Here is a 21,885-nt window from a genome sequence, read left to right as displayed (position 1 = left end):
GGGTGTCCGACACACCGGTGCAGACGTCGGCGACGGTACTGACGGTCCGCCAGGTGCAGGACTACCACGCGATCACGCTGGTGGCGCCGGCCATCGCCGAGCGGTTCCGGCCCGGCCAGTTCGTGGCGGTCGCGATCGGCGACGCGCACTCGGGCCGGCTGGTGCGGCGCTGCTTCGGCGTGTACGAGGTGAAGTCCGACTACGGCGGCACCGTCGAGCTGGTCTTCGCCGACACCGAGCCCGGCACCGCCTGGCTGGCCGGCCGCCGCGCCCGCGACCAGATCGACGTCCTGGGGCCCCTCGGCCGCCCGTTCCGGCTGCCCCGCGACCCCGTCAACTGCCTGCTGGTGGGCGGCGGCCCCGGCGGCGCGGCGCTGTTCGCGCTGGCCGACATCCTGCACCGGCGCGGCTGCCAGGTGCACTTCGTGCTCGGCGGCCCGACCTCCCGGCAGGTGTTCGGCTCCCGGATGGCCCAGCGCATCGGCGACTCGGCCACCGTCACCACCCGCGACGGCACCATGGGCGAGCGCGCGGGCGTCCGCGAGGTGCTGCCCCGCGTCATCCAGGAGACCGGCGCCGACGTCGTCTACGGCTGCGGCCCCACCAGCCTGCTCAGCGCGGTCACCCAGGTCGCCGGGGAGTACGGGCTGCCCTCGCAGGTGTCGGTGGAGGAGTTCCTCCAGCAGACCGGCGCGTGCGGCATCGGCGTCTGCATGACCTGCGTGCTGCCGGTCCACGGCGAGGACGGCGTCACCCGCATGGTGCGGGCCTGCCACGACGGGCCGGTGCTGCGCGGCGACCGCGTCCGGTGGGGCGACCTCGGCACGATCCCGTTCGACGCGCTCGGCGCGCCGCGCGTCCTCAGCGCCTCGGAAGGGGGCTCCAAGTGAGCGGAGCGAACCAGTCAACACGGCAGCCCCGCGAACGGGTCTTCGAGCCGCTGGGCGAGGAGGCGCAGTGAGCGACCGGATGACGACCCGGATCGGGTCGCTGGAGCTGCCCAACCCCGTGCTGACCGCCTCCGGGTGCGGCGGGACCGGCCGCGAGCTGGCCCCGTTCTGCGACCTGACCCGGCTCGGCGCGTTCGTCACCACCTCGGTGATGACCCAGCCGCGCGCCGGGCGGCCCACGCCGCGCGCCGCCGAGGCCCCCAGCGGCCTGCTCACCGCCATGGGCCTGCCCGGCCCCGGCGTCGAGGGCTTCCTGGAGCGCGACCTGCCCTGGCTGCACGAGCAGGAGATCCGCACCGTCGTGTCGGTCGCGGGCAACAGCGTCGAGGAGTTCGCCGAGCTGGCCCGGCGGCTGCGCGGGGTGTCCGGCGTCGCCGCCATCGAGGTCAACACCGCCTGCCCCAACGTCGCCGACCGCGGCCGCATGTTCGCCTGGCACCCCGGCGCGGCCGCCGCCGCGGTGCGCGCGGTGCGCGCCCACGCCAAGCCCGGCGTCCCGGTGCTGGCCAAGCTCGCCCCCGACGTCACCGACATCGTCACCGTCGCGCTGGCCTGCGCCGACGCGGGCGCCGACGGCCTCACGCTGATCAACACCGTGGACGGCATGGCGATCGACACCGGCACCCTGCGGCCCGCCCTCACCGGCGTGTCGGGCGGCCTGTCGGGGCCCGCGGTGCGGCCGATCGCGGTGCGCTGCGTCTACCAGGTGCACGCCGCGCTGCCGGACGTGCCGATCGTCGGCGTCGGCGGCGTCGCCTCCGGCCTGGACGCGCTGGAGTTCGTGCTCGCCGGGGCGTCGGCCGTGGCCGTCGGCACCGCGCTGTTCCACGAGCCGGGCGCCGCCACCCGCGTGCTGCGCGAGCTGGAGGACGCCCTCGCCGCCCGCAAGATGCGGCTGGCCGACGCGGTCGGGCTCGCCCACAAACCCGCCGGATACGTCCCGCCGCAGGTGCGGCCCGAGCCGCCGGCCGCCGAGGCCGCCCCGGCGGCCGTCGCGGCGGGGGACAGCAGCAAGGAGACGACCCCGTGACCGCCACCGCCCCCATCGCCGTCGCGCTGGACGCGCCCGACCTGGAGACCGCCGCCCGCTGGGCGAGCCTGGTCACCCCGCACGTCAGCACCGTCAAGGTCGGCCTGGAGCTGTACCTGCGCTACGGCCCCGACGTGGTCGCCAGCGTGCGCGGCGCGAGCCGCGTGCAGGTCTTCCTCGACCTGAAGCTGCACGACATCCCGGCCACCGTGCGCGGCGCGGCCCGCGCCGTCGCGCGCCTCAAGCCCGCCTACCTGACCGTGCACGCCGCCGGCGGCCCCGCCATGATCCGCGAGGCCGTCGAGGCCGCCCCCGAGACCACCGTCGCCGCGGTGACGGTCCTCACCTCCCTGGGTGACGCCGACCTCGCCGCCCTCGGCATGGCGGGCCCCGCCTCCGACGCGGTGCGCCGCCTGGCGGCCCTGTCGGTCGGGGCGGGCGCGCGGGCCCTGGTCTGCTCGCCTCAGGAGGCCGCTGCCGTCCGCGCGGAGGTCGGACCCGGTATCACCCTCATCACACCGGGTGTTCGGCCCGCAGGGGCCGCCTCACACGATCAGACGCGCATCGCCACCCCCGAGGCCGCCCTGTCCGCCGGGGCCGACCTCCTCGTGATCGGCCGCCCGATCACCGGCGCGCCCGACCCCGGGGCCGCCGCGGCGGCCCTCGCGGCGGCGCTGCGGCGGCGGCCGGAGCGGGCCGCCCCGGCCGCCGGGCCCGGCTCCGCCGAGGGGCCCGCGCGCCGGACGTGACCAAGATCGCTTTCGGTCCGCGCGGCCGGCGGCGCGCCCGCGCGGAGCGCACGCGGACCGCTCGGTCGGGGACGGAACGTGACAGGGGTGCCGGGTGACATTTCCGGGGCCGGTGTGGGCGGTTTTTGACGATCTTGCGAATGCCCTGCAAGACGCGGGAACGACCCCCGGAAGGGCCCGAGTTGGGTACACTCGGTATTCAGGACACTTCAAGGAGTGATTTTCGTGATTTTGTGGCGGGCTAAACGGCACTTCACGTTGCCTTATGGGGCGTGAACTCGCTAGTTTCCGAACCCGTCCGACTCCGTCGAGTGGAAACCTGAGGTGACCCGGCGTGGCTCTTCCGCCCCTAACCCCCGAACAGCGCGCCGCAGCCCTTGAGAAGGCTGCCAAGGCCCGCAAGGAGCGTGCCGAGGTTAAGAACAAGCTGAAGCACGGGGGAACCACCCTTGCCGAGGTTCTCAAGGAGGGGCAGACCGACGACGTCATCGGGAAGATGAAGGTGTCGGCCCTCCTGGAATCGCTGCCCGGCGTGGGCAAGGTCCGTGCGAAGCAGATCATGGAGCGCCTCGGTATCGCCGAGTCCCGCCGCGTGCGGGGCCTCGGCGCCAACCAGCGCGCCTCCCTGGAGCGTGAGTTCGGAGACAGTGGAAAGCGCTGACCCCCGAACCGCGAACGGGCGCGACGGTGCTGCCGTCGCGGCCGGCCCGGGTGTGCCCGGCTCCGGCTCCATCTCGTTCAGCCCCGGCGCACCCATGACTGCGCCGGGCGGCTCCCCACCGCATGACCCGCTCCTGCGGCGGCTGACGGTCCTGTCCGGGCCGTCGGGCGTCGGCAAGAGCACGGTCGTCGCCGAGATCCGGCGTGCGCACCCCGAGGTGTGGCTGTCGGTCTCGGTGACCACCCGGTCCCCCCGGCCGGGCGAGGTCCACGGTGTGCAGTACTTCTTCGTCGATGACGCCGGTTTCGACCGGCTCATCGCCGAAGGGGACCTGCTGGAGTGGGCCGAGTTCGCGGGCAACCGCTACGGCACCCCGCGCGGGCCCGTGGAGGAGCGGCTCGCCCGCGGCGAGGCCGTGCTGCTGGAGATCGACCTGCAGGGGGCCCGGCAGGTCCGCGAGACCATGCCCGAGGCCCGGCTCGTCTTCCTCGCCCCGCCCTCGTGGGAGGAGCTGGTGCGCCGCCTCACCGGCCGCGGCACCGAGCCCCCCGACGTGATCGAGCGCCGCCTGGAGGCCGCCCGCGTGGAGCTGGCCGCCGAGAAGGAGTTCGACGTCACGCTGGTCAACACGGCCGTCCGGGACGTGTGCCACGAGCTGCTAACCTTGATGGCTGTCCGCTGATTCGTTGATGACAGCTCCGCCCGCCCCGGCGGGCGGGGATCGCGACGGCGCCCGCCGCGTCCGGCGGCGGAGGATCGTTACCTAGGGGAAGGCCACCGCGTGGCGACCAGCAGTGAAGGCATCACCAACCCGTCGATCGACGAGCTCCTGGAGGTCGTCGACACCAAGTACGGTCTCGTGAGCATCGCGGCCAAGCGCGCCCGGCAGATCAACGCCTACTACGCCCAGCTGGGCGAGGGCCTGCTGGAGTACGTCGGCCCGCTCGTGGAGACGCAGGTCCAGGAGAAGCCGCTGTCGATCGCGCTGCGCGAGACCCGCGAGGGCCTGCTGCACGCCGAGCCGATCGAGGGCTGAGCGCTCCGGGCGTTCTAGAGTCTGCCGCATGACAGCCCCCAAGCCCCGCGTGGTGCTCGGCGTCAGCGCCGGCATCGCCGCCTACAAGGTCTGCGAGCTGCTGCGGCGGCTCACCGAGTCGGGGCACGACGTGCACGTCGTGCCCACGGCCGACGCGCTGCGCTTCGTGGGCGAGCCCACGTGGGCCGCGCTCTCCGGCAACCCCGTCTCCACCCAGGTGTGGGACGGGGTCTCCGAGGTCCCGCACGTGCGCCTCGGCCAGCACGCCGACCTGGTGTTCGTCGCGCCCGCGACCGCCGACATGCTCGCCAGGGCCGCCCACGGGCTGGCCGGCGACCTGCTCACCAACACCCTGCTGACCGCGCGCTGCCCGGTGGTGTTCGCGCCCGCCATGCACACCGAGATGTGGGAGCACCCCGCCACCCAGGCGAACGTGGCGACGCTGCGCGCCCGCGGCTCGATCGTGGTGGAGCCCGCCTCCGGGCGGCTGACCGGCAAGGACACCGGCCCCGGGCGGCTGCCCGACCCGGCCGAGCTGTTCGAGGTGGCGCGCGCGGTGCTGGCGCGCGGCGGCGTCGACCACGACCTGGCCGGGCGGCACGTCGTGGTGTCGGCCGGCGGCACCCGCGAGGCGCTGGACCCGGTCCGCTTCCTCGGCAACCGCTCCTCCGGGCTCCAGGGGTACGCCCTGGCCCGCACGGCGGTGGCGCGGGGCGCCCGGGTGACGCTGGTGTCGGCCAACGTCGCGCTGCCCGACCCGGCGGGCGCGACGGTGGTGCGGGTCGAGTCGGCCGAGCAGATGCGCGCCGCGGTGCTGGCGGCGGCGCGGCCCGCCGGGGCCGCCGAGGCCGACGCGGTCGTGATGGCCGCCGCGGTCGCCGACTTCCGGCCCGCCGACTACCGCGACTCCAAGATCAAGAAGAGTCCGGGCACCGGCCCCGAGCCGATCCGCCTGGTGCAGAACCCCGACATCCTCGCCGAGCTGGGCGCGCGCCCGCGCGGCGACCAGGTCGTGGTGGGGTTCGCGGCCGAGACCGACGACGTGCTGGCCAACGGCCGCGCCAAGCTGGCCCGCAAGGGCGCCGACCTGCTGGTGGTCAACCAGGTGGGGGCCGACCTCACCTTCGGCCGCCCCGACAACGCCGCGGTGGTGCTGGCCGCCGAGGGGCCGCCGACGGAGATCCCGCGCGGCCCCAAGGAGGCGCTGGCCGACACCGTGTGGGACCTGGTGGCGGCCCGGCTCAAGCCACCCGCCGTCCCGCTCCCCGCCACCACCTGAAACCAAGAATTCTACCCACCGGGTCGTCGGTGATACCTGTCCGAGCGGACATTCCCGATAGACTTCGACGGAATACCTTGGTTCGAAGTCCGGGCGGGCCCGTCCCGCCGAAGCCGATGAACAGTCCGTTCTGCGACGACAGTCAGCAGCCGCTGCAAGGAGTTCACGTACGTGTCTCGCCGCCTTTTCACCTCTGAGTCGGTGACCGAGGGTCACCCCGACAAGATCGCCGACCAGATCAGCGATGCCATCCTCGACTCGATGCTGAAGGACGACCCGACCAGCCGGGTCGCCGTCGAGACCATGATCACCACCGGCCAGGTGCACGTCGCCGGCGAGGTGACCACCGAGACCTACGTGGACATCCCCGGCGTCATCCGGGAGAAGATCCTGGAGATCGGCTACGACTCCTCCAAGAAGGGCTTCGACGGCAACTCCTGCGGCGTGTCGGTGTCGATCGGCGCGCAGTCGCCCGACATCGCGCAGGGCGTGGACGACGCCTACGAGGCCCGCGAGGAGGGCCAGCAGGACGACCTGGACCGCCAGGGCGCCGGCGACCAGGGTCTGATGTTCGGCTACGCCACGAGCGAGACCCCCGAGCTGATGCCGCTGCCGATCACCATCGCGCACCGGTTGTCGCAGCGCCTGTCGGCGGTCCGCAAGGGCGGCGTGGTGCCCTACCTGCGCCCCGACGGCAAGACCCAGGTCACCATCGAGTACGACGGCGACCGCGCGGTGCGCCTGGACACCGTCGTGGTGTCCTCCCAGCACGCTCCCGACATCGACCTGAAGGAGCTGCTGGCCCCCGACGTGAAGGAGCACGTCGTGGACCCGGTGCTGGCCGAGTTCGACCTCGACACCGAGGGCTACCGGCTGCTGGTCAACCCCACCGGCCGCTTCGAGATCGGCGGCCCGATGGGCGACGCCGGGCTGACCGGCCGCAAGATCATCGTGGACACCTACGGCGGCATGGCCCGGCACGGCGGCGGCGCCTTCTCCGGCAAGGACCCGTCCAAGGTGGACCGCTCGGCCGCCTACGCGATGCGCTGGGTCGCCAAGAACATCGTCGCCGCGCGGCTGGCCGACCGCGCCGAGGTGCAGGTCGCCTACGCCATCGGCAAGGCCCACCCGGTCGGCGTGTTCGTGGAGACCTTCGGCACCGAGAAGCTGCCGGTCGAGAAGATCCAGGCCGCCGTGCAGCAGGTGTTCGACCTGCGCCCGGCCGCCATCGTGCGCGACCTGGACCTGCTGCGCCCGATCTACTCCCAGACCGCCGCCTACGGCCACTTCGGCCGCCAGGAGCCGGACTTCTCCTGGGAGCGCACCGACCGCGCCGAGGCCCTCGCCAGCGCCGCCGGTCTGTGACCTTCACGCCTGCGCGGTAAGCGCGGCGGTATGGGCCACGAACGCGGAGGAAGGCCCGGAGGCGATCGCCTCCGGGCCTTCCTCGGTCTGTGGGAGCCGTCTCACGGCCTCAGCGGTCGCGCGAGTGCCTAACCGCTCTGCCGGGGCAAAGCCGTAGGCAAGCCTCGGCAGAGCGGATCGCGAAGCGATGTGGCACTCGCCAAGACACGGTCAGGGGGGCGAGCCGTCAGGCGAGCACCCCTGGGCCGAGGCTTCGAAATAACGCGCCGCGATGCGGTAGCGGCCGGGGCCGGAAGTGCGCAGCCGCACGAAGTCGCCCTCGCGCGTCAGGCAGGCCCCGCCCGCCTCGCCGCCGCGCACCCGCAACCACGGCGACCAGGAGATGCGCAGCAGCGTGGAGCCGCGGTCGGGCACGTCCACCACCAGCTCGTCGGGGTTGACGTGGCCCACGGTGGCGGGCGCGTCGACCAGCGGGGTCGCGTCGGCGACCTCGTAGAGCCGCCAGTGCCGGTCGCGCCAGACCTGCCGCAGGTAGGGCAGGCCGCCGCGCACCATCTCGGCCTCGGCGCGGCCCGCCCAGTCGTTCTCCATGCCCTCCGGCAGCACCACGAAGCGGATCGCCCACCGGTGCAGCCAGTCGCGGTAGGAGGCGGGGGTGAGCGCGCCCTCCTCGTAGAACAGCGCGTGGCGCTCGGCGTCCACCTGGCGGTTCCAGCCGCGCGCCAGGATGAACCGGCGGGTGAACCCGGACGCCTCCCAGTGCGAGCGCAGCGGGACGACCTCGACGCGGCTGCGGCGCGCCCCGTAGCGGTCCAGCTCGGCGAACAGGCCGTCGGAGTGGGCGGCGGCGGTCGAGGCGGGCCGGGTGTGGATCAGGTCGTCGACGGGCTTGACCACCATCCACGCGCCGGTGACCAGGAACGCCGCGCACAACACCGCCAGCTTGCCGCGGTGCCGGGTGCGGGCCACCGCCGTCAGCAGCACCACGCCGCCGAACAGCAGCGACAGCCGCTCGACGTTGCTGCCGACGGGGGAGGGGATCAGGAAGGTCAGCGTGATGCCGAGCAGGTAGACGGCCGCGCCGACGCGGATCACCCGCCACCCCTTGGGCGCGCACAGCAGCACCGCGATCACGCTGGTGACGGCGGGCAGCACGATGGAGGTGAACCCGATGGGCTGCTTGCCGCTGAACGGGAACAGCAGCGTGGTGATCCCCACCACCAGCGGCGGCCCGGCGGCCAGCGCGAACCCGGCCCGGCGGCGGCCGGTCAGCAGCAGCGCGGCGGCCACCACCATGATGAACAGCCCCGCGACGGGGCTGGCGAGGGTGGCCAGCAGGCCGAGGCCCACCATGACGGCGGCGCGCAGCGCGGGCGTGCCGCGCGGGGAGTGGGCGGCCATGACCGCGCCCAGCGCGAAGACCAGGCCGAGGCCGAAGGTGACGCGGCCGGAGGCGGCGTTGCACCACAGCGCGAGCGCGCCCCAGAGCGAGGCCAGCAGCGGCACCGGCGCGCGGAAGCGCACCAGCAGCATCGCCGTCATGGTGGCCGACAACGTCCCGGCGACCACCGCGACGGTGCGGATGCCGAACCAGGCCATCAGGTAGGGCGACAACACGCTGTAGGAGACCGGGTGCATGCCCCCGTACCAGGCCATGCTGTAGGCGGCGCTGGGGTGCTTGCCCGCGAAGTCGGTCCAGGCCGCCTGGGCGGCGAGGTCGCCGCCCTCGCTGGCCAGGAGCAGCGCCCACACCAGGTGCAGCGCCAGGCTCGCGACGGTCGCGGCCGTCACGGGGTTGCGCGGGTGGGCCCAGTGCCGCCGGTCGAAGCGGCGGGCGGGGCGGACGCCGGTCTGGTCCGCCGCGCGGGCGGACGGGGTGTCCGCGCGGGACGGGGTCTGCGCTGTGGTCAAGGTGCCTGCATGATTCTCGGTGAAGGGCCTCGTGACGGGCCTTGGTGAAGGGCGGGGCGCGGGTGTCGGGCAATGATCCAAGAACGGCGGGCCCGGTTCAAACCCGCCGCGGTGGCCGCGCGCCGGTCCTGTCGTGCTGATCTGGTAGGACGGGGACGTGAGCAACGAGGGCGGGGGAACCGAGCTGATCCCGGGCCTGGGGGACCTGCCCCGGGCGCCGGAGGGCGGGAAGGGCACGTCAGGGAAGACCGTACCGCCCGGCAAGGGCGGCGCGAAGGCGGACCGGAAGGCCGGGGCGAAGGCGCGGAGCAAGAAGGGCGCGCGCGAGCCCGCCCCTGACCTGCCCGTCGCGCGCGTCGCGGTGGACATCCAGCTGGCGCATCTGGACCGCCCCTTCGACTACCTGGTGCCCACCGACCTGGACGACGAGGCGGTGCCGGGCTGCCGGGTGCGGGTCTGGTTCGCGGGGCAGTCCGTGAACGGCTTCCTGCTGGAGCGCGTCGCCGAGAGCGACTTCGAGGGGCGGCTCCAGTTCCTGGAGCAGGTCATCTCGCCCGAACCGGTCCTCGCGCCCGAGATCGCCGCGCTGGCCCGCGAGGTCGCCGACCGGTACGCGGGCACGTTCGCCGACGTCGTGCGGCTGGCGATCCCGCCCCGCATGGCCAAGGTGGAGGCCGAGACCCCGGCCGAGCCGCCCGAGCCCGCCCCCGCGCCCGAGGGGCCGGGCCCCTGGGCCGAGTACCCGGCCGGGCCGTCGTTCCTGACGGCCCTGGGTGAGGGCAAGGCGCCCCGCGCGGTGTGGACGGCGCTGCCGGGCCCCGCCTGGCCCGCCGCGATCGCCCGCGCCGTCGCCACCGTCCTGGCCGCCGGACGGGGGGCGCTGGTGGTGATGTCCGACGCCCGCGACGTCGCGCGGGTCGACGCCGCCCTCACCGAGGAGCTGGGCGAGGGGCGGCACGCGGCCCTGATGGCGGAGCTGGGCCCCACCAAGCGCTACCGGCGCTGGTTGTCGGTCCGCCGGGGCGCGGTCCGCGCCGTGGTCGGCACCCGCGCCGCGATGTTCGCGCCCGTCGCCGACCTCGGCCTGGTGGTGTTGTGGGACGACGGCGACGACGTGCACGCCGAGCCGCACGCCCCCTACCCGCACCCGCGCGAGGTGCTGGCGCTGCGCGCCCACCGCTCGGGCGCGGGCGCGCTGATCGGCGGGTTCACCCGCACCACCGACGCCACCCAGCTCGTGGAGACCGGCTGGGCGCACGCGCTGGCCCCCGACCGGGCGACCGTCCGCGCCGCCATGCCGCGCGTGCGCACCGCCGGGGACGACACCGACCTGGCCCGCGACGGCGCGGCCCGCGCCGCCCGGCTCACCAAGGCCGCCTTCGAGACCGCCCGCGCCGCGCTGGCCGACGGCCCGGTGCTGATCCAGGTGCCCCGGCGCGGCTACCTGCCCGCCCTGGCCTGCCTGCGCTGCCGCACCCCGGCGCACTGCAACGCCTGCCAGGGGCCGCTGGCGCTGCGGTCCTCGCACGCGGTGCCGTACTGCCGCTGGTGCGGGCACATCGCGGGCGACTGGCGCTGCCCCGAGTGCGGCTCCCCCCAGTTTCGCGCCGTCGTCGTGGGAGCCAAGCGCACCGCCGAGGAGCTGGGGCGGGCCTTCCCCGGCGTCCCGGTGAAGACCTCCGGCCGCGACGGCATCCTCGACCGGGTCGGCGACCGCGCGCTGGTGGTGTCCACCCCCGGCGCCGAGCCGCCCGCCGACCACGGCTACGCCGCCGCGCTGCTGCTGGACGGCTGGGCGCTGCTCGGCCGCGCCGACCTGCGCGCCGCCGAGGAGGCGCTGCGCCGCTGGATGAACGCCGCCGCGCTGGTGCGCCCCGGCGGCCAGGTCGTGGTGTCCGCCGACGCCTCGCTCCCGGCCGTCCAGGCGCTGATCCGCTGGGATCCGGTCACCTTCGCCGAACGCGAGCTGGCCGAGCGCCGCGAGGTCGGCTTCCCGCCCGCCGCGCGCATGGCGTCGCTGACCGGCACCCCGGCCGCTATCCGCGACCTGGTGGCCGACGCCCGGCTGCCCGACGGCGCGGAGGTGCTGGGACCGGTGCCGGTGATGGGGGAGGAGGAGCGCGAGCGCGCGCTGGTGCGGGTGCCCCGCGCGGCGGGCCTGGCGCTGTCCCGCGCGCTCCAGGAGGCCCAGGGCGTGCGCAGCGTCCAGCGCGCCACCGAGACCGTCCGCGTGCAGATCGACCCGTTGGAGCTGATCTGACGGCCGGACGCACTAGGGTTTCCCGGTGGCCGAGAACTGGGTGGAGACGACCGCGCGGGACCTGCGGCGGTGGGCGGACGAGCGCGCCGCCGAACACGGCGTCATGGACGTGCAGGGCGCGCGGCTGCTGCTGGAGCTGGCGCAGGAGGAGCTGGGCCTCGCCGGGCCCGGCGGGCTGACGCCGGAGCTGCTGCGGCGGCTGCTGCTGGAGGTGTTCCCCGACACGGTGGTGGCGGGCGCGGACGAGGTGCCCTCGATCCTCGCCACGCTCGGCCGGACGGTGGAGTTCCTGCGCGACGCCGGGGAGCTGGACGCCGCGCGCGCCGCCGCGCTGGAGGACGAGCTCGACCGCGTCGCCCCCGAGTTCGCCGCGAGCGTCGCCGACACCGACACCGTCGAGCGCCGCACCGCCGCCGAGGTGGTCACCGGGCTGATGGCGGCCGACGGGGTGGACCTGGACGACGGCGCGGCCGTCGAGCACTGGGTGCGGGACTTCGAGGCCCTGCCCGAGGAGGAGCGCTACGCCCGCACCGAGGAGTACCTACGGCAGGCCGAGGAGCTGGTCGTGCCGCCGGTGCGGCTGGCCCCCCGCGCCGAGCTGGCCGCCGCCGCGCGGGCGTCGGCGCTGACCGCGCAGGCCCGCGCCCTGGTCGCCTGGCTCGGCGAGGGCCGCGCGGTCGACGAGTACGAGGAGCCGGGCCCGGCGGACGCGGCCGCCGCCGTCGAGGCGCTCGGCCTGCCCGTCCCGCGCCGCTCGCCCGAGGTCGAGGACCTGTCGGACCTGCCCGAGCTGGAGCGGCTCTGGTGGGCCGCCGTCGAGGCCGAGGTGATCGAGGTCGCCGGCGGCACGGCCCGCCCCGGGCCCGCGCTGCCCGACCTGGACGGCGGCGACGAGGCCGTGCTGGCGACCTGGCTCATGTTGTTCGACGCCGCCGCCGTGCCCGAGCACGACCCCGCCGACGGCCTGGACGCCGTCGAGCTGGTGCAGAACGAGCTGACCGGCGTGCTGATCCACCTGTACGAGCACGACGGCCCCGCCGAGCCCGCCGACCTGACCGCCACCCTGATCGACCACATCGCCGAGTCCTACGAGGTCGCCGACGCGGGCGGCCTGCCCGGCGCGGTCGCCGAGGCGCTGCGGCTGGAGCTGGCCGACCTGGAGACCTGGGGCGCGGTCCGGGCCGCCGGCGGCGGGCTGGTCCTGACGCCGCTCGGCGTGTGGGGCGTGCGCGAACTGCTGCTGGCCGACGGGTTCGTCGCGCCGGTGGTGGGCGACCTGGCCTCGGCCCCGGCCGCCGAGCTGGTCGCGGGCCTCCTCTGGCACCGCCACGACACCGCCGACGAGGAGATCACCGGCTGGCTGGCGGGCCGTCCCGCCGACCGGGCCGCCGCCGAGCTGCTGGCGGTCATGCGCGACGGCGGGCCGGGCGCCCGCAACCTCGCCGCCGGGGTCCTGCAACGCGTCGGCCCCGAGGCCGCCGACGCCGTCCGCGCGGCCGCCGACCATCCCGCCGTGCGGCCCTACGCCTCGTTGTGGCTGGCCGGGCACGGCCTGGGCGGCGCGCTGAGCCGCGACGAGTACGTGTGGGTGTTCATCGACACCGTCGCCGCGATGCTGGAGACCGCCGAGCCGCACGAGGCCGTCGCCGCCGCCCTCGCCGAGGCCCCCGAGGCCGCCGACCTCGGCGCCGCCGTGGAGGGCATGTGGCGCGCCGACCACCCCGACACCGCCGCCGTGCTGGCCGCCCTGGGCGACCACCACCCCGACCGGGCGGTGGCCAAGGCGGCGCGCACCGCCGCCTACAAGGCGCGTTCGGTGCGTGGCGCTCCCTGAGCGCTTCGTAGACTGGACCCCGACCACACCACCCGCCCACACCCGCACGCCGTCCGGAACGGAGCCCTCGTTGGCCGTCAAGCCCATCCGCATCTTCGGCGATCCGGTGCTGCGCACGCCCGCCGAGCCGGTCAAGGACTTCGACAAGGAGCTGCGCCGCCTGGTCAAGGACCTGACCGACACCATGATCGACGCGCCCGGCGCGGGCCTCGCCGCACCGCAGCTCGGTGTGGGCCTGCGGGTGTTCACCTACTACGTGGACGACCGGCTCGGGCACGTGGTCAACCCCACCCTGGACCTGTCGGAGGAGACCGAGACCGGCGACGAGGGCTGCCTGTCGCTGCCCGGCCTCGCCTTCCCCACGCCCCGCTCGGTGCGGGCGGTCGCCAAGGGCTTCAACATGCACGGCGAGCCGATCACGCTGGAGGGCACCCACCTGCTGGCCCGCTGCGTGCAGCACGAGACCGACCACCTGGACGGGATCATCTTCATCGACCGCATGGACCCCGAGCAGCGCAAGTCCGCGATGAAGGCGATCCGCGAGGCCGAGTGGTTCGGCGAGCCCGCGCCGGTCGTCAAGCAGTCGCCGCACCGCACCTTCGGGAAGGCCATCTAAGCCATGAAGCTGGTATTCGCGGGTACTCCCGAGACCTCCGTGCCGTCGCTGGAGGCGCTGCTGGCGTCCTCGCACGAGGTCGTGGCCGTGGTGACCCGGCCCGACGCGCCCGCCGGACGCGGCCGCAAGCTGGTGGCCAGCCCCGTCGCGCAGCGCGCCGAGGAGGCCGGGATCGAGATCCTGCGGCCCGCCAAGGCCCGCGACCCCGAGTTCCTGGACCGGCTGCGCGAGATCGCCCCCGACTGCTGCCCCGTCGTCGCCTACGGCGCGCTGCTGCCCCGCGAGGCCCTGGACATCCCGCGCCACGGCTGGGTCAACCTGCACTTCTCGCTGCTGCCCGCCTGGCGCGGCGCGGCCCCCGTCCAGCACGCCGTCCTGCACGGCGACGACATGACCGGCGCGGCCACCTTCGAGATCGAGGAGGGCCTGGACACCGGCCCGGTCTACGGCGTGCTGACCGAGCCGATCCTGCCCACCGACACCTCCGGCGAACTGCTGGGCCGCCTCGCCGTCGCGGGCGCGCGGCTGCTGTCCGACACCATGGACGGCATCGAGGCCGGGGTGCTGGAGCCCCGCCCGCAGCCCGCCGAGGGCGTCTCGCTCGCCCCCAAGATCAAGCCCGAGGACGCCCGGATCGACTGGACCGCGCCCGCGCACCGCGTGGACCGCCTGGTGCGGGCCTGCACGCCCGCGCCCGGCGCGTGGACCGCCTTCCGCGACCAGCGGCTCAAGCTCGGCCCCGTCCGGCCCGCGCCGGACGCGGAGGTCTCCCTCGCCCCCGGGGAGCTGCACGTCACCAAGAAGGCGGTGCTGGCCGGCACCGCCACCCATCCGGTCGCGCTGGGCCAGGTCCAGCCCCAGGGCAAGCGGCTCATGAACGCCGCCGACTGGGCCCGCGGCCTCGACCTCACCGCTAAGGACGCGCTGCACTGATGCCGCCCGCACGCAACACCCGGGGCAACCGCGACAACCGGCGGCCCGGCGGCCCGCGCCGCACCGGCCGGCCGCAGGACCTGGTCCGCCGCACCGCCTTCGACGTCATCCGCGCCGTGGACACCCGCGACGCCTACGCCAACCTGCTGCTGCCCGCCCGGCTGCGCGACCGCGGCCTGACCGGCCGCGACGCCGCCCTGGCCACCGAGCTGACCTACGGCACGCTGCGCGGCCGCGGCACCTACGACGCGATCCTCGCGCTGTGCAGCGACCGCGAGCTGCGCCGCGTCGACGCGCCGCTGCTGGACGTCCTGCGCCTCGGCGCCCACCAGATCCTGGCCACCCGCATCCCGCCGCACGCCGCCGTCGGCACCGCCGTGGAGCTGGCCCGCTCGGTGGCGGGCCCCGGCCAGTCCAAGTTCGCCAACGCGGTGCTGCGCAAGGTCGCCACCCGCGACCTGGACGGCTGGCTGGCGATCGTCGCGCCCGAGGGCTCCGACGAGACCACCCGCCTGTCGGTCGCCCACAGCCACCCCAAGTGGATCGTGTCGGCGCTGCGCGACGCGCTCGGCCCCGACCGCGGCGAGATCGCCGACCTGCTGGCCGCCGACAACGCCCGGCCCCGGGTGACGCTGGTCGCCCGCCCCGGCCGCGCCGAGGTGGCCGAGCTGCTGGAGGCGGGCGCCGAGCCCGCCCCCTACGCGCCGACGGCCGCCGTGCTGCCCGAGGGCGACCCGGCCGCGATCGCCGCCGTCCGCGAGGGCCGCGCCGCCGTCCAGGACGAGGCCAGCCAGCTCGTCGCGCTGGCCCTGGCCGCCGCGCCGCTGGAGGGCCGCGACGAGCGCTGGCTCGACATCGCCGCGGGTCCCGGCGGCAAGGCCGGGGTGCTGGCCGCCGCCGCCACCGAGCGGGGCGCGCGGCTGCTGGGGGCCGACCTCCAGCCGCACCGCGCCGCGCTGGTCCGCCGCGCGGTGGACGACCGCGCCGGGGTCGTCGTCGCCGACGGCACCGAGCCCGCCTGGAAGCCCGGCGCGTTCGACCGGATCATGCTGGACGCGCCGTGCACCGGCCTCGGCGCGCTGCGCCGCCGCCCCGAGGCCCGCTGGCGGCGCGGCCCCGGCTCGGTGCCCGAGCTGAGCGACCTGCAGCGCCGGATGCTGGAGCGCGCGCTGGCGGCGCTGCGGCCCGGCGGCGTGCTGGCCTACGTCACCTGCTCGCCGCACCTCGCCGAGACCCGCGTGGTCGTCGACGACGTGCTGCGCGGCCGCGACGACGTCGAGCGCCTGGACTCCCCGGCCGTGCTGGCCTCGGTCGCGCCCGGCCTGGCCGGGCTCGGCGACGGGCCCTCGGCGCAGTTCTGGCCGCACCGGCACGGCACCGACGCGATGTTCCTGGCGTTGCTGCGCCGCGTTTAACCTCCCGGCTTCCAGGGATCCTTTACGTGTTGCTCGTCCGTTGACGAGGTGTCCACTAAGTAGCCTCGCAGCGACGTAGCGGAAACCTGGACCCTCTGGGGGAGACGAGCCGTGCTCACCGGCTTCATGCACGTGATGTCCTTCGTCGGCAGCGCCGCGTTCTACGTGCCGCTGCTGATGGCCGTCTACTGGTGCGTGGACCCGCGGACCGGCGCGCGGGCGGCGGTGCTGCTGACGCTCAGCGGCGTCGTCAACACGGTGCTGAAGTTGTTCTTCCACGCGCCCCGGCCGTTCTGGACAGATCCGGGAACCACCGGGTACGAGGGCCGCGACTCGTTCGGGATGCCGTCCGGGCACGCCCAGAACTCGGTGGTGGCCTGGGGTTTCCTCAGCAGCCGGTTCCGGCGGCGCGCGGTGTGGGCGGCGGCCCTGGTGGTCATCGTGCTGATCGGCGTCTCCCGGATCTACCTGGGCGTGCACTCGCTCGGCCAGGTCCTGGTCGGCTGGTCGGTCGGCGCGCTGCTGCTGGCCGCCGCGCTCTGGCTGGAGCCGGTCGTGGTGCCGTGGTGGTCGCGCCGTCCGATGTCCGCGCAGCTCGGGCTGGCCCTGGCGGTCGCCCTGGTGTGCGTGGGCGCGGCGTGGGCGGGCCTCCAGACGCTGGACGGCTGGCGCTGGCCGGACGCCTGGGTCAACGCGATCACCCGCGCGGGCGGCGACGTCGCCCCCATCACGCTGTCGGAGGGTGCGGCGGCGGCGGGCGGGCTGTTCGGCATCCTGGCGGGGCTGTCGGCCGCCGCCCACCGCGGCTGGTACGACGCGGGCGGCGAGTTGTGGCGGCGGGTCGCCCGCGTCCCGGTCGGCGCGGCGGGCGCCCTGGCGATCTACACCGTCGGGCTGTTCCTGGGCACCCAGCCGGTGCAGGCGTTCATCGTGCAGGCGGCGCTGGGGCTGTGGGGGGCGGCGGGCGCGCCCGAGAGCTTCGTGCGGTTGCGGCTGGCGACCCGCACCACCCCCGAGCTCACCCGGGCGGGTGAGGAGCGGGTCGAGGTGCGGCCCTAGACTCGGGGCATCATGGCTCCGCAGATCTCACCCAGCATCCTGTCCGCCGACTTCGCCAACCTGGGCGCCGACGTCGCGCGGATCGCCGACGACGCCGACTGGGCGCACGTCGACGTGATGGACAACCACTTCGTGCCCAACCTGACCCTCGGCCTGCCGGTGGTGGAGGCGCTGCTGAAGAGCACCGACCTGCCGCTGGACTGCCATCTGATGATCGAGGACCCGGACCGGTGGGCGCCGCAGTACGCCGAGGCCGGGGCGGGCAGCGTCACCATCCACGCCGAGGCCGCCAAGGCCCCGGTCCGCACCCTGCGCGCCATCCGCGCCGCCGGGGCGCGCGCCTCGCTGGGGATCAACCCCGGCACGGCGATCGAGGGCTACGCCGACCTGCTCGGCGAGGTCGACATGGTGCTGCTGATGACCGTCGAGCCGGGCTTCGGCGGCCAGAAGTTCCTGGACATGGTGCTGCCCAAGATCCGGCGCGCCCGGCAGCTCATCACCGATTCCGAGAAGCCGGTGTGGCTCCAGGTGGACGGCGGCGTCAGCGCCGAGACGATCGAGCGTTGCGCCGAGGCGGGCGCGGACGTGTTCGTGGCGGGCAGCGCCGTCTACGGCGCCGATGACCCGGCCGAGGCCGTCCGCAGGCTGCGCGCCCAGGCGCAGAAGGCCACCGAAGCGGCCGCCTGGTCCGCCTGACGTCCGGCGCGCCGGAGAGGAGAGGCGTGGACGAGCTGCCCGTGTCGTGCGCGGCGGTGCTGTTCGACGTGGACGGCACGCTGGTGGACTCCACCCCGCTGGTGGAGCGCGCGGCGCGCGTGTGGGCGGCCGAGTACGGCGTCGATCCCGACGAGTACCTCTCCGGCGCGCACGGCCGCCGCACCAGCGACCGCATCGCCGACTTCCTGCCGCCCGGCGAGGTCCGGGCGGCCACCGAGCGCCTGGACGCCCTGGAGGCCACTGACGCCTCCGGCGTGACCGCGCTGCCCGGCGCGGTGGAGCTGCTGTCGTCGCTGGACGGCCTGCCCTGGGCCCTGGTGACCTCGATGGACGCCGGGCAGCTCGCCGTCCGCGCCGGGGCCGCCGGGGTGCCGCTGCCCAAGGTGGTGGTGACCGCCGAGGACGTGGCCGAGGGCAAGCCCGACCCGGCCGGATACCTGCTGGCCGCGCGCCGCCTGGGCGTGGACCCGGCCGCGTGCGCGGTCGTGGAGGACGCCCCGGCGGGCGTCCGGGCGGGCCGGGCGGCGGGGGCCGCCGTCATCGCCGTCACCACCAGCCACACCGCCGACCGGCTCGCCGAGGCCCAGATCGTCGTCCCGGACCTGCGGTCGGTGCGGGCGGTGCCCGGCGGCCTGCGCGTCGCCCGCTGACCTGTTCCTTTCCCCGTCGCGGGGGAGCGGCGCGCCATTCTAAACCGAGCGAGCGCTTGGTTGGCCAAATGCGGCCGTGGGCATCCTCACATGGGAACGGGAATGCCCGGCATGGCACACTGGTTGCCAAGCAGTGAAACGCGTGCTCCGGGGTCGGTGTAATTCCGAACCGGCGGTGACAGTCCGCGACCCGGCCGAAGCCATCGGCCGGTTGATCCGGTGGAATTCCGGGACCGACGGTGAAAGTCCGGATGGGAGGCAGCGCGCTGCACACCTCTGCCACACCAGGGGTGTGTCGTCTTCGTTTCCTCCTGCACGTCCCCGGAGCCCCTATGCACAGGCATATGAGGAGGCCCGGGACATGTTCACCGGCATCGTCGAGGAGCTCGGCGAGATCGTGGCGGTCGAACCCGAGGGGGATTCGGCCCGCTTCACGATCCGCGGCCCCCTGGTCACGCGGGACGCCGTGCACGGCGCCTCGATCGCCGTCAACGGCGTCTGCCTCACCGTGGTGGAGACCAAGGACGAGGCGTTCACCGCCGACGTGATGAAGGAGACCCTCGACCGCTCCGCCCTCGGCGCGCTCGCGCCCGGCTCCCGCGTCAACCTGGAACGGCCCGTCCGGCTGTCGGACCGCCTCGGCGGCCACCTGGTGCAGGGGCACGTGGACGGCGTCGGCGAGATCGTCTCCCGCGAGCCCGGCGACCGCTGGGAAGTGGTCACCGTCGCGCTCCCGGCCGCGCTCGCCCGCTACGTGGTGGACAAGGGCTCGATCACCATCGACGGCGTCAGCCTGACGGTGGTGGAGGCCGGGGCCGACCGCTTCACCGTCTCCCTCATCCCCACCACCCTCGCGCTCACCACGCTCGGGCTGAAGGGCCCCGGCGACCCGGTGAACCTGGAGGTCGACGTGGTGGCCAAGTACGTCGAGCGCATGATCGGCGACCGGGCGGTCGACACCCGTGCGATCGACACCGGCGCGATCGGCGGCCGGGCATGAACTGGCTGAACGCGAGCTTCACCGTCTTCGGTGAGCACATCCTGTGGACCGACCTGCTCGGCAACGCCCTGTCGCTGGCCGTGGTCTGGCTGGCGATGCGCAAGACGCTGTGGACCTGGCCCGTGCAGATCACCGGCGCGGCGCTGCTGCTCGCCGCCTCCCTGCACGCGCACGCCCCCGGCAACGCCCTCAAGCAGGTGCTGTTCATCGTGCTGGCCTCCTACGGCTGGCGGATGTGGAGCCGCCGCCAACGTGCCGAGGAGGGCCTGTTCATCCGGCAGGCGACCGCCCGCGAGCGGCTGGTGCTGATCGCGGCGCTGGTGCTGGGCACCGTCCTGGTGGCCCAGCTGTTCGTCCACCTGACCTGGCTCCAGATCGCCTGGTCGCCGTGGGCGAACGCCTACATCTTCGTCGGCAGCGCGGTGGCGACCTTCGCCCAGAGCCGCGCCCTCGTCGACTTCTGGATCATCTGGGTCCTGGTGGACCTGGTCGGCGTCCCGCTGGCCCTCAAGTCCGGGCTGTACGTGTCCGGCGCGGTCTACGGGATCTTCTTCGTGATGGTGGCGGTGGGCTTCCGCAACTGGCTGCGCGAGTCCCGGCAACACAATGACCTGGCGGAACGGAACAAGGCGGTGACCGCATGAGCGGCATCAACGACGGCATCGACAACACCGGCATCTTCGACGACATCGAGGCGGCGCTCGCCGACATCGCGGCGGGCAAGGCCGTCGTGGTGGTCGACGACGAGGACCGCGAGAACGAGGGCGACATCATCTTCGCCGCCGCCAAGGCGACGCCGGAGCTGCTGACCTTCACCATCCGCTACACCAGCGGCGTCATCTGCGTGCCGATGACCGGCGAGGACCTGGACCGGCTCCAGATCCCGCTGATGACCGCGCAGAACAACGAGCGCATGCGCACCGCCTACACCGTCAGCGTGGACGCCCGCGACGGCGTCTCCACCGGCATCTCGGCCGCCGACCGCGCCCGCACCATCCGCGCCCTGAGCGACTCGGCCACCGAGCCGCACGAGCTGGTGCGGCCCGGCCACATCTTCCCGCTGCGCTACCGCGAGGGCGGCGTGCTGCGCCGCCGCGGCCACACCGAGGCCGCGGTGGACCTCGCCCGCATGGCCGGGCTGTCGCCCGCCGGGGTGCTGGCCGAGGTCGTCAACGAGGACGGCACCATGGCGCGCCTGCCCGAACTCCAGGTGTTCGCCAAGGAGCACGGCCTCAAGCTGATCTCCATCGACCAGATGGTGGAGTACCGCAAGCGCACCGAGCGCATGGTGTCGCGCGTGGTGGAGACCCGGCTGCCCAACCGCTACGGCATGTGGCGCGCGGTCGGCTTCGCCAGCGCCATCGACGGCGGCGAGCACGTCGCGCTGGTCCACGGCGACCTCGGCGACGGCGAGGACGTGCTGGTCCGCGCCCACTCCGAATGCCTGACCGGCGACGTGCTGCACTCCGAGCGCTGCGACTGCGGCACCCAGCTCGACGCCGCCATGGAGCGGATCTCCGCCGAGGGCCGGGGCGTCATCCTGTACCTGCGCGGCCACGAGGGCCGGGGCATCGGCCTGCTGGCCAAGCTCCAGGCGTACGCGCTCCAGGACACCGGCTCCGACACCGTGGACGCCAACCTGGAGCTCGGCCTGCCCGCCGACGCGCGCGAGTACTCCAACGCGGCCCACATGCTGGCCGACCTGGGCGTACGCTCGGTCCGGGTGCTGACCAACAACCCCGCCAAGCTCAAGGGCCTGGACGGGTTCGGCATCGAGGTGCGCGGCCGGGAGGCGATGCCGGTCGTCGTCACCGAGCACAACCGCCGCTACCTGACGGTCAAGCGCGACCGTCTCGGACACCGGATCGAGGGCCTGGACGGATGAGCGGAGCGGGACGTCCCGAGGACACCGTCGTCGAGGCGGCCGGGCTGACGCTGGGCGTCGTGTGCACGCGCTGGCACGGCGAGATCACCGACCGGCTGCTGGCCCGCGCCGTCGAGGCCGCGCTCGCCTGCGGCGTGGAGACCCCCGTCGTGGTGCGGGTGGCGGGCGCGCTGGAGATCCCGGTGGTCGCCCAGCAGCTCGCCCGCGACCTGGACGCCGTGGTGTGCCTGGGCGCGGTCATCCGGGGCGAGACGGCGCATTTCGACTACGTGTGCGACTCGGTGACCGCCGGTGTGACCCGCGTCGCGCTCGACGAGGCGACTCCGGTGGGCAACGGCGTGCTCACGTGTGACACGATGGAGCAGGCGCTGGACCGCGCCGGGCTGCCGGACAGCCACGAGGACAAGGGATGGGAGGCGACTGTGGCCGCTCTCGACACGGCACTGACCCTGCGAGGACTGCGGCATCACGGTCACACCGGGCATGGCGTGGAGCATCTGGGCTCCTGACCGCCTCCGGACCGTCCCGACCGTCC

The 21,885-nt window shown here is 74.7% G+C and carries 21 protein-coding genes and 1 riboswitch; of the genes, 20 read left to right on the top strand and 1 reads right to left on the bottom strand.

Annotation, left to right across the window (positions count from 1 at the left end; translation table 11 throughout):
• Positions 1-2 precede the first annotated feature (2 nt).
• From AH6_RS11615 to metK, 8 genes are all read left to right on the top strand, one after another.
• The gene (locus tag AH6_RS11615) at positions 3-890 is read left to right on the top strand and encodes an iron-sulfur cluster-binding protein (protein WP_067478189.1); all 888 of its coding nucleotides are present in this window, start codon (positions 3-5) and stop codon (positions 888-890) included.
• A gap of 67 nt (positions 891-957) precedes the next feature.
• A complete protein-coding gene (locus AH6_RS11610; protein ID WP_067478186.1) occupies positions 958-1,980 on the top strand; it encodes a dihydroorotate dehydrogenase in 1,023 nt (340 codons plus the stop codon).
• Complete coding sequence (gene pyrF / locus AH6_RS11605; protein WP_067478183.1) at positions 1,977-2,729, top strand: orotidine-5'-phosphate decarboxylase; 753 nt, start codon at positions 1,977-1,979, stop codon at positions 2,727-2,729. Before AH6_RS11610 ends, pyrF begins: the two co-directional genes overlap by 4 nt.
• Positions 2,730-3,063: 334 nt before the next feature.
• Complete coding sequence (gene mihF / locus AH6_RS11600; RefSeq protein WP_067478180.1) at positions 3,064-3,390, top strand: integration host factor, actinobacterial type; 327 nt, start codon at positions 3,064-3,066, stop codon at positions 3,388-3,390.
• A gap of 94 nt (positions 3,391-3,484) precedes the next feature.
• Entirely contained in the window at positions 3,485-4,072 is a 588-nt protein-coding gene (gmk, locus tag AH6_RS11595; protein ID WP_067478280.1) for a guanylate kinase, read from the top strand.
• Between the two features lie 99 nt (positions 4,073-4,171).
• A complete protein-coding gene (gene rpoZ, locus AH6_RS11590; protein WP_067478177.1) occupies positions 4,172-4,426 on the top strand; it encodes a DNA-directed RNA polymerase subunit omega in 255 nt (84 codons plus the stop codon).
• Positions 4,427-4,454: 28 nt separating this feature from the next.
• Entirely contained in the window at positions 4,455-5,705 is a 1,251-nt protein-coding gene (gene coaBC, locus AH6_RS11585; protein ID WP_067478174.1) for a bifunctional phosphopantothenoylcysteine decarboxylase/phosphopantothenate--cysteine ligase CoaBC, read from the top strand.
• A gap of 171 nt (positions 5,706-5,876) precedes the next feature.
• On the top strand, positions 5,877-7,070 hold the full coding sequence (metK, locus tag AH6_RS11580; protein WP_067478171.1) for a methionine adenosyltransferase: 1,194 nt from the start codon (positions 5,877-5,879) through the stop codon (positions 7,068-7,070).
• A gap of 210 nt (positions 7,071-7,280) precedes the next feature.
• Here the strand turns inward: metK and AH6_RS11575 are convergent, their stop codons facing one another.
• Entirely contained in the window at positions 7,281-8,981 is a 1,701-nt protein-coding gene (locus tag AH6_RS11575; RefSeq protein WP_245679275.1) for a DUF8823 domain-containing protein, read from the bottom strand.
• A 157-nt stretch (positions 8,982-9,138) separates the two neighbouring features.
• Between AH6_RS11575 and AH6_RS11570 the strand changes: the two genes are divergently transcribed.
• From AH6_RS11570 to ribH, 12 genes are all read left to right on the top strand, one after another.
• Positions 9,139-11,241 (top strand): primosomal protein N', encoded by a 2,103-nt coding sequence (locus AH6_RS11570; RefSeq protein ID WP_067478168.1) that lies wholly within the window; start codon positions 9,139-9,141, stop codon positions 11,239-11,241.
• Positions 11,242-11,266: 25 nt separating this feature from the next.
• Positions 11,267-13,075 (top strand): hypothetical protein, encoded by a 1,809-nt coding sequence (locus AH6_RS11565; protein WP_067478163.1) that lies wholly within the window; start codon positions 11,267-11,269, stop codon positions 13,073-13,075.
• A gap of 70 nt (positions 13,076-13,145) precedes the next feature.
• Positions 13,146-13,691 carry a peptide deformylase gene (def, locus tag AH6_RS11560; RefSeq protein ID WP_067478160.1) on the top strand — a complete coding sequence of 182 codons (546 nt, stop codon included), beginning with the start codon at positions 13,146-13,148 and terminating at the stop codon, positions 13,689-13,691.
• Between the two features lie 3 nt (positions 13,692-13,694).
• Positions 13,695-14,624 carry a methionyl-tRNA formyltransferase gene (fmt, locus tag AH6_RS11555; RefSeq protein WP_067478156.1) on the top strand — a complete coding sequence of 310 codons (930 nt, stop codon included), beginning with the start codon at positions 13,695-13,697 and terminating at the stop codon, positions 14,622-14,624.
• Positions 14,624-16,039 (top strand): RsmB/NOP family class I SAM-dependent RNA methyltransferase, encoded by a 1,416-nt coding sequence (locus AH6_RS11550; protein ID WP_067478153.1) that lies wholly within the window; start codon positions 14,624-14,626, stop codon positions 16,037-16,039. Before fmt ends, AH6_RS11550 begins: the two co-directional genes overlap by 1 nt.
• 111 nt (positions 16,040-16,150) lie before the next feature.
• Complete coding sequence (locus tag AH6_RS11545; protein WP_067478150.1) at positions 16,151-17,098, top strand: phosphatase PAP2 family protein; 948 nt, start codon at positions 16,151-16,153, stop codon at positions 17,096-17,098.
• 12 nt (positions 17,099-17,110) lie between these two features.
• On the top strand, positions 17,111-17,794 hold the full coding sequence (gene rpe, locus AH6_RS11540) for a ribulose-phosphate 3-epimerase (RefSeq protein ID WP_067478147.1): 684 nt from the start codon (positions 17,111-17,113) through the stop codon (positions 17,792-17,794).
• A 26-nt stretch (positions 17,795-17,820) separates the two neighbouring features.
• Entirely contained in the window at positions 17,821-18,465 is a 645-nt protein-coding gene (locus AH6_RS11535) for an HAD-IA family hydrolase (RefSeq protein WP_245679274.1), read from the top strand.
• Positions 18,466-18,603: 138 nt separating this feature from the next.
• Positions 18,604-18,734: riboswitch (FMN riboswitch) on the top strand.
• A 92-nt stretch (positions 18,735-18,826) separates the two neighbouring features.
• A complete protein-coding gene (locus tag AH6_RS11530) occupies positions 18,827-19,465 on the top strand; it encodes a riboflavin synthase (protein ID WP_067478144.1) in 639 nt (212 codons plus the stop codon).
• Positions 19,462-20,109 carry a nicotinamide mononucleotide transporter family protein gene (locus tag AH6_RS11525; RefSeq protein WP_067478141.1) on the top strand — a complete coding sequence of 216 codons (648 nt, stop codon included), beginning with the start codon at positions 19,462-19,464 and terminating at the stop codon, positions 20,107-20,109. Before AH6_RS11530 ends, AH6_RS11525 begins: the two co-directional genes overlap by 4 nt.
• Positions 20,106-21,350 carry a bifunctional 3,4-dihydroxy-2-butanone-4-phosphate synthase/GTP cyclohydrolase II gene (locus AH6_RS11520; RefSeq protein WP_067478138.1) on the top strand — a complete coding sequence of 415 codons (1,245 nt, stop codon included), beginning with the start codon at positions 20,106-20,108 and terminating at the stop codon, positions 21,348-21,350. The genes AH6_RS11525 and AH6_RS11520 overlap by 4 nt, the downstream gene beginning before the upstream one ends.
• Positions 21,347-21,859 carry a 6,7-dimethyl-8-ribityllumazine synthase gene (gene ribH, locus AH6_RS11515; protein WP_067478135.1) on the top strand — a complete coding sequence of 171 codons (513 nt, stop codon included), beginning with the start codon at positions 21,347-21,349 and terminating at the stop codon, positions 21,857-21,859. Before AH6_RS11520 ends, ribH begins: the two co-directional genes overlap by 4 nt.
• Positions 21,860-21,885: the final 26 nt, after the last annotated feature.

It is taken from the genome of Actinomadura hibisca NBRC 15177, assembly GCF_001552635.1.
Lineage (GTDB): Bacteria > Actinomycetota > Actinomycetes > Streptosporangiales > Streptosporangiaceae > Spirillospora > Spirillospora hibisca.
This window is presented reverse-complemented; position numbering and strand designations above follow the sequence as displayed.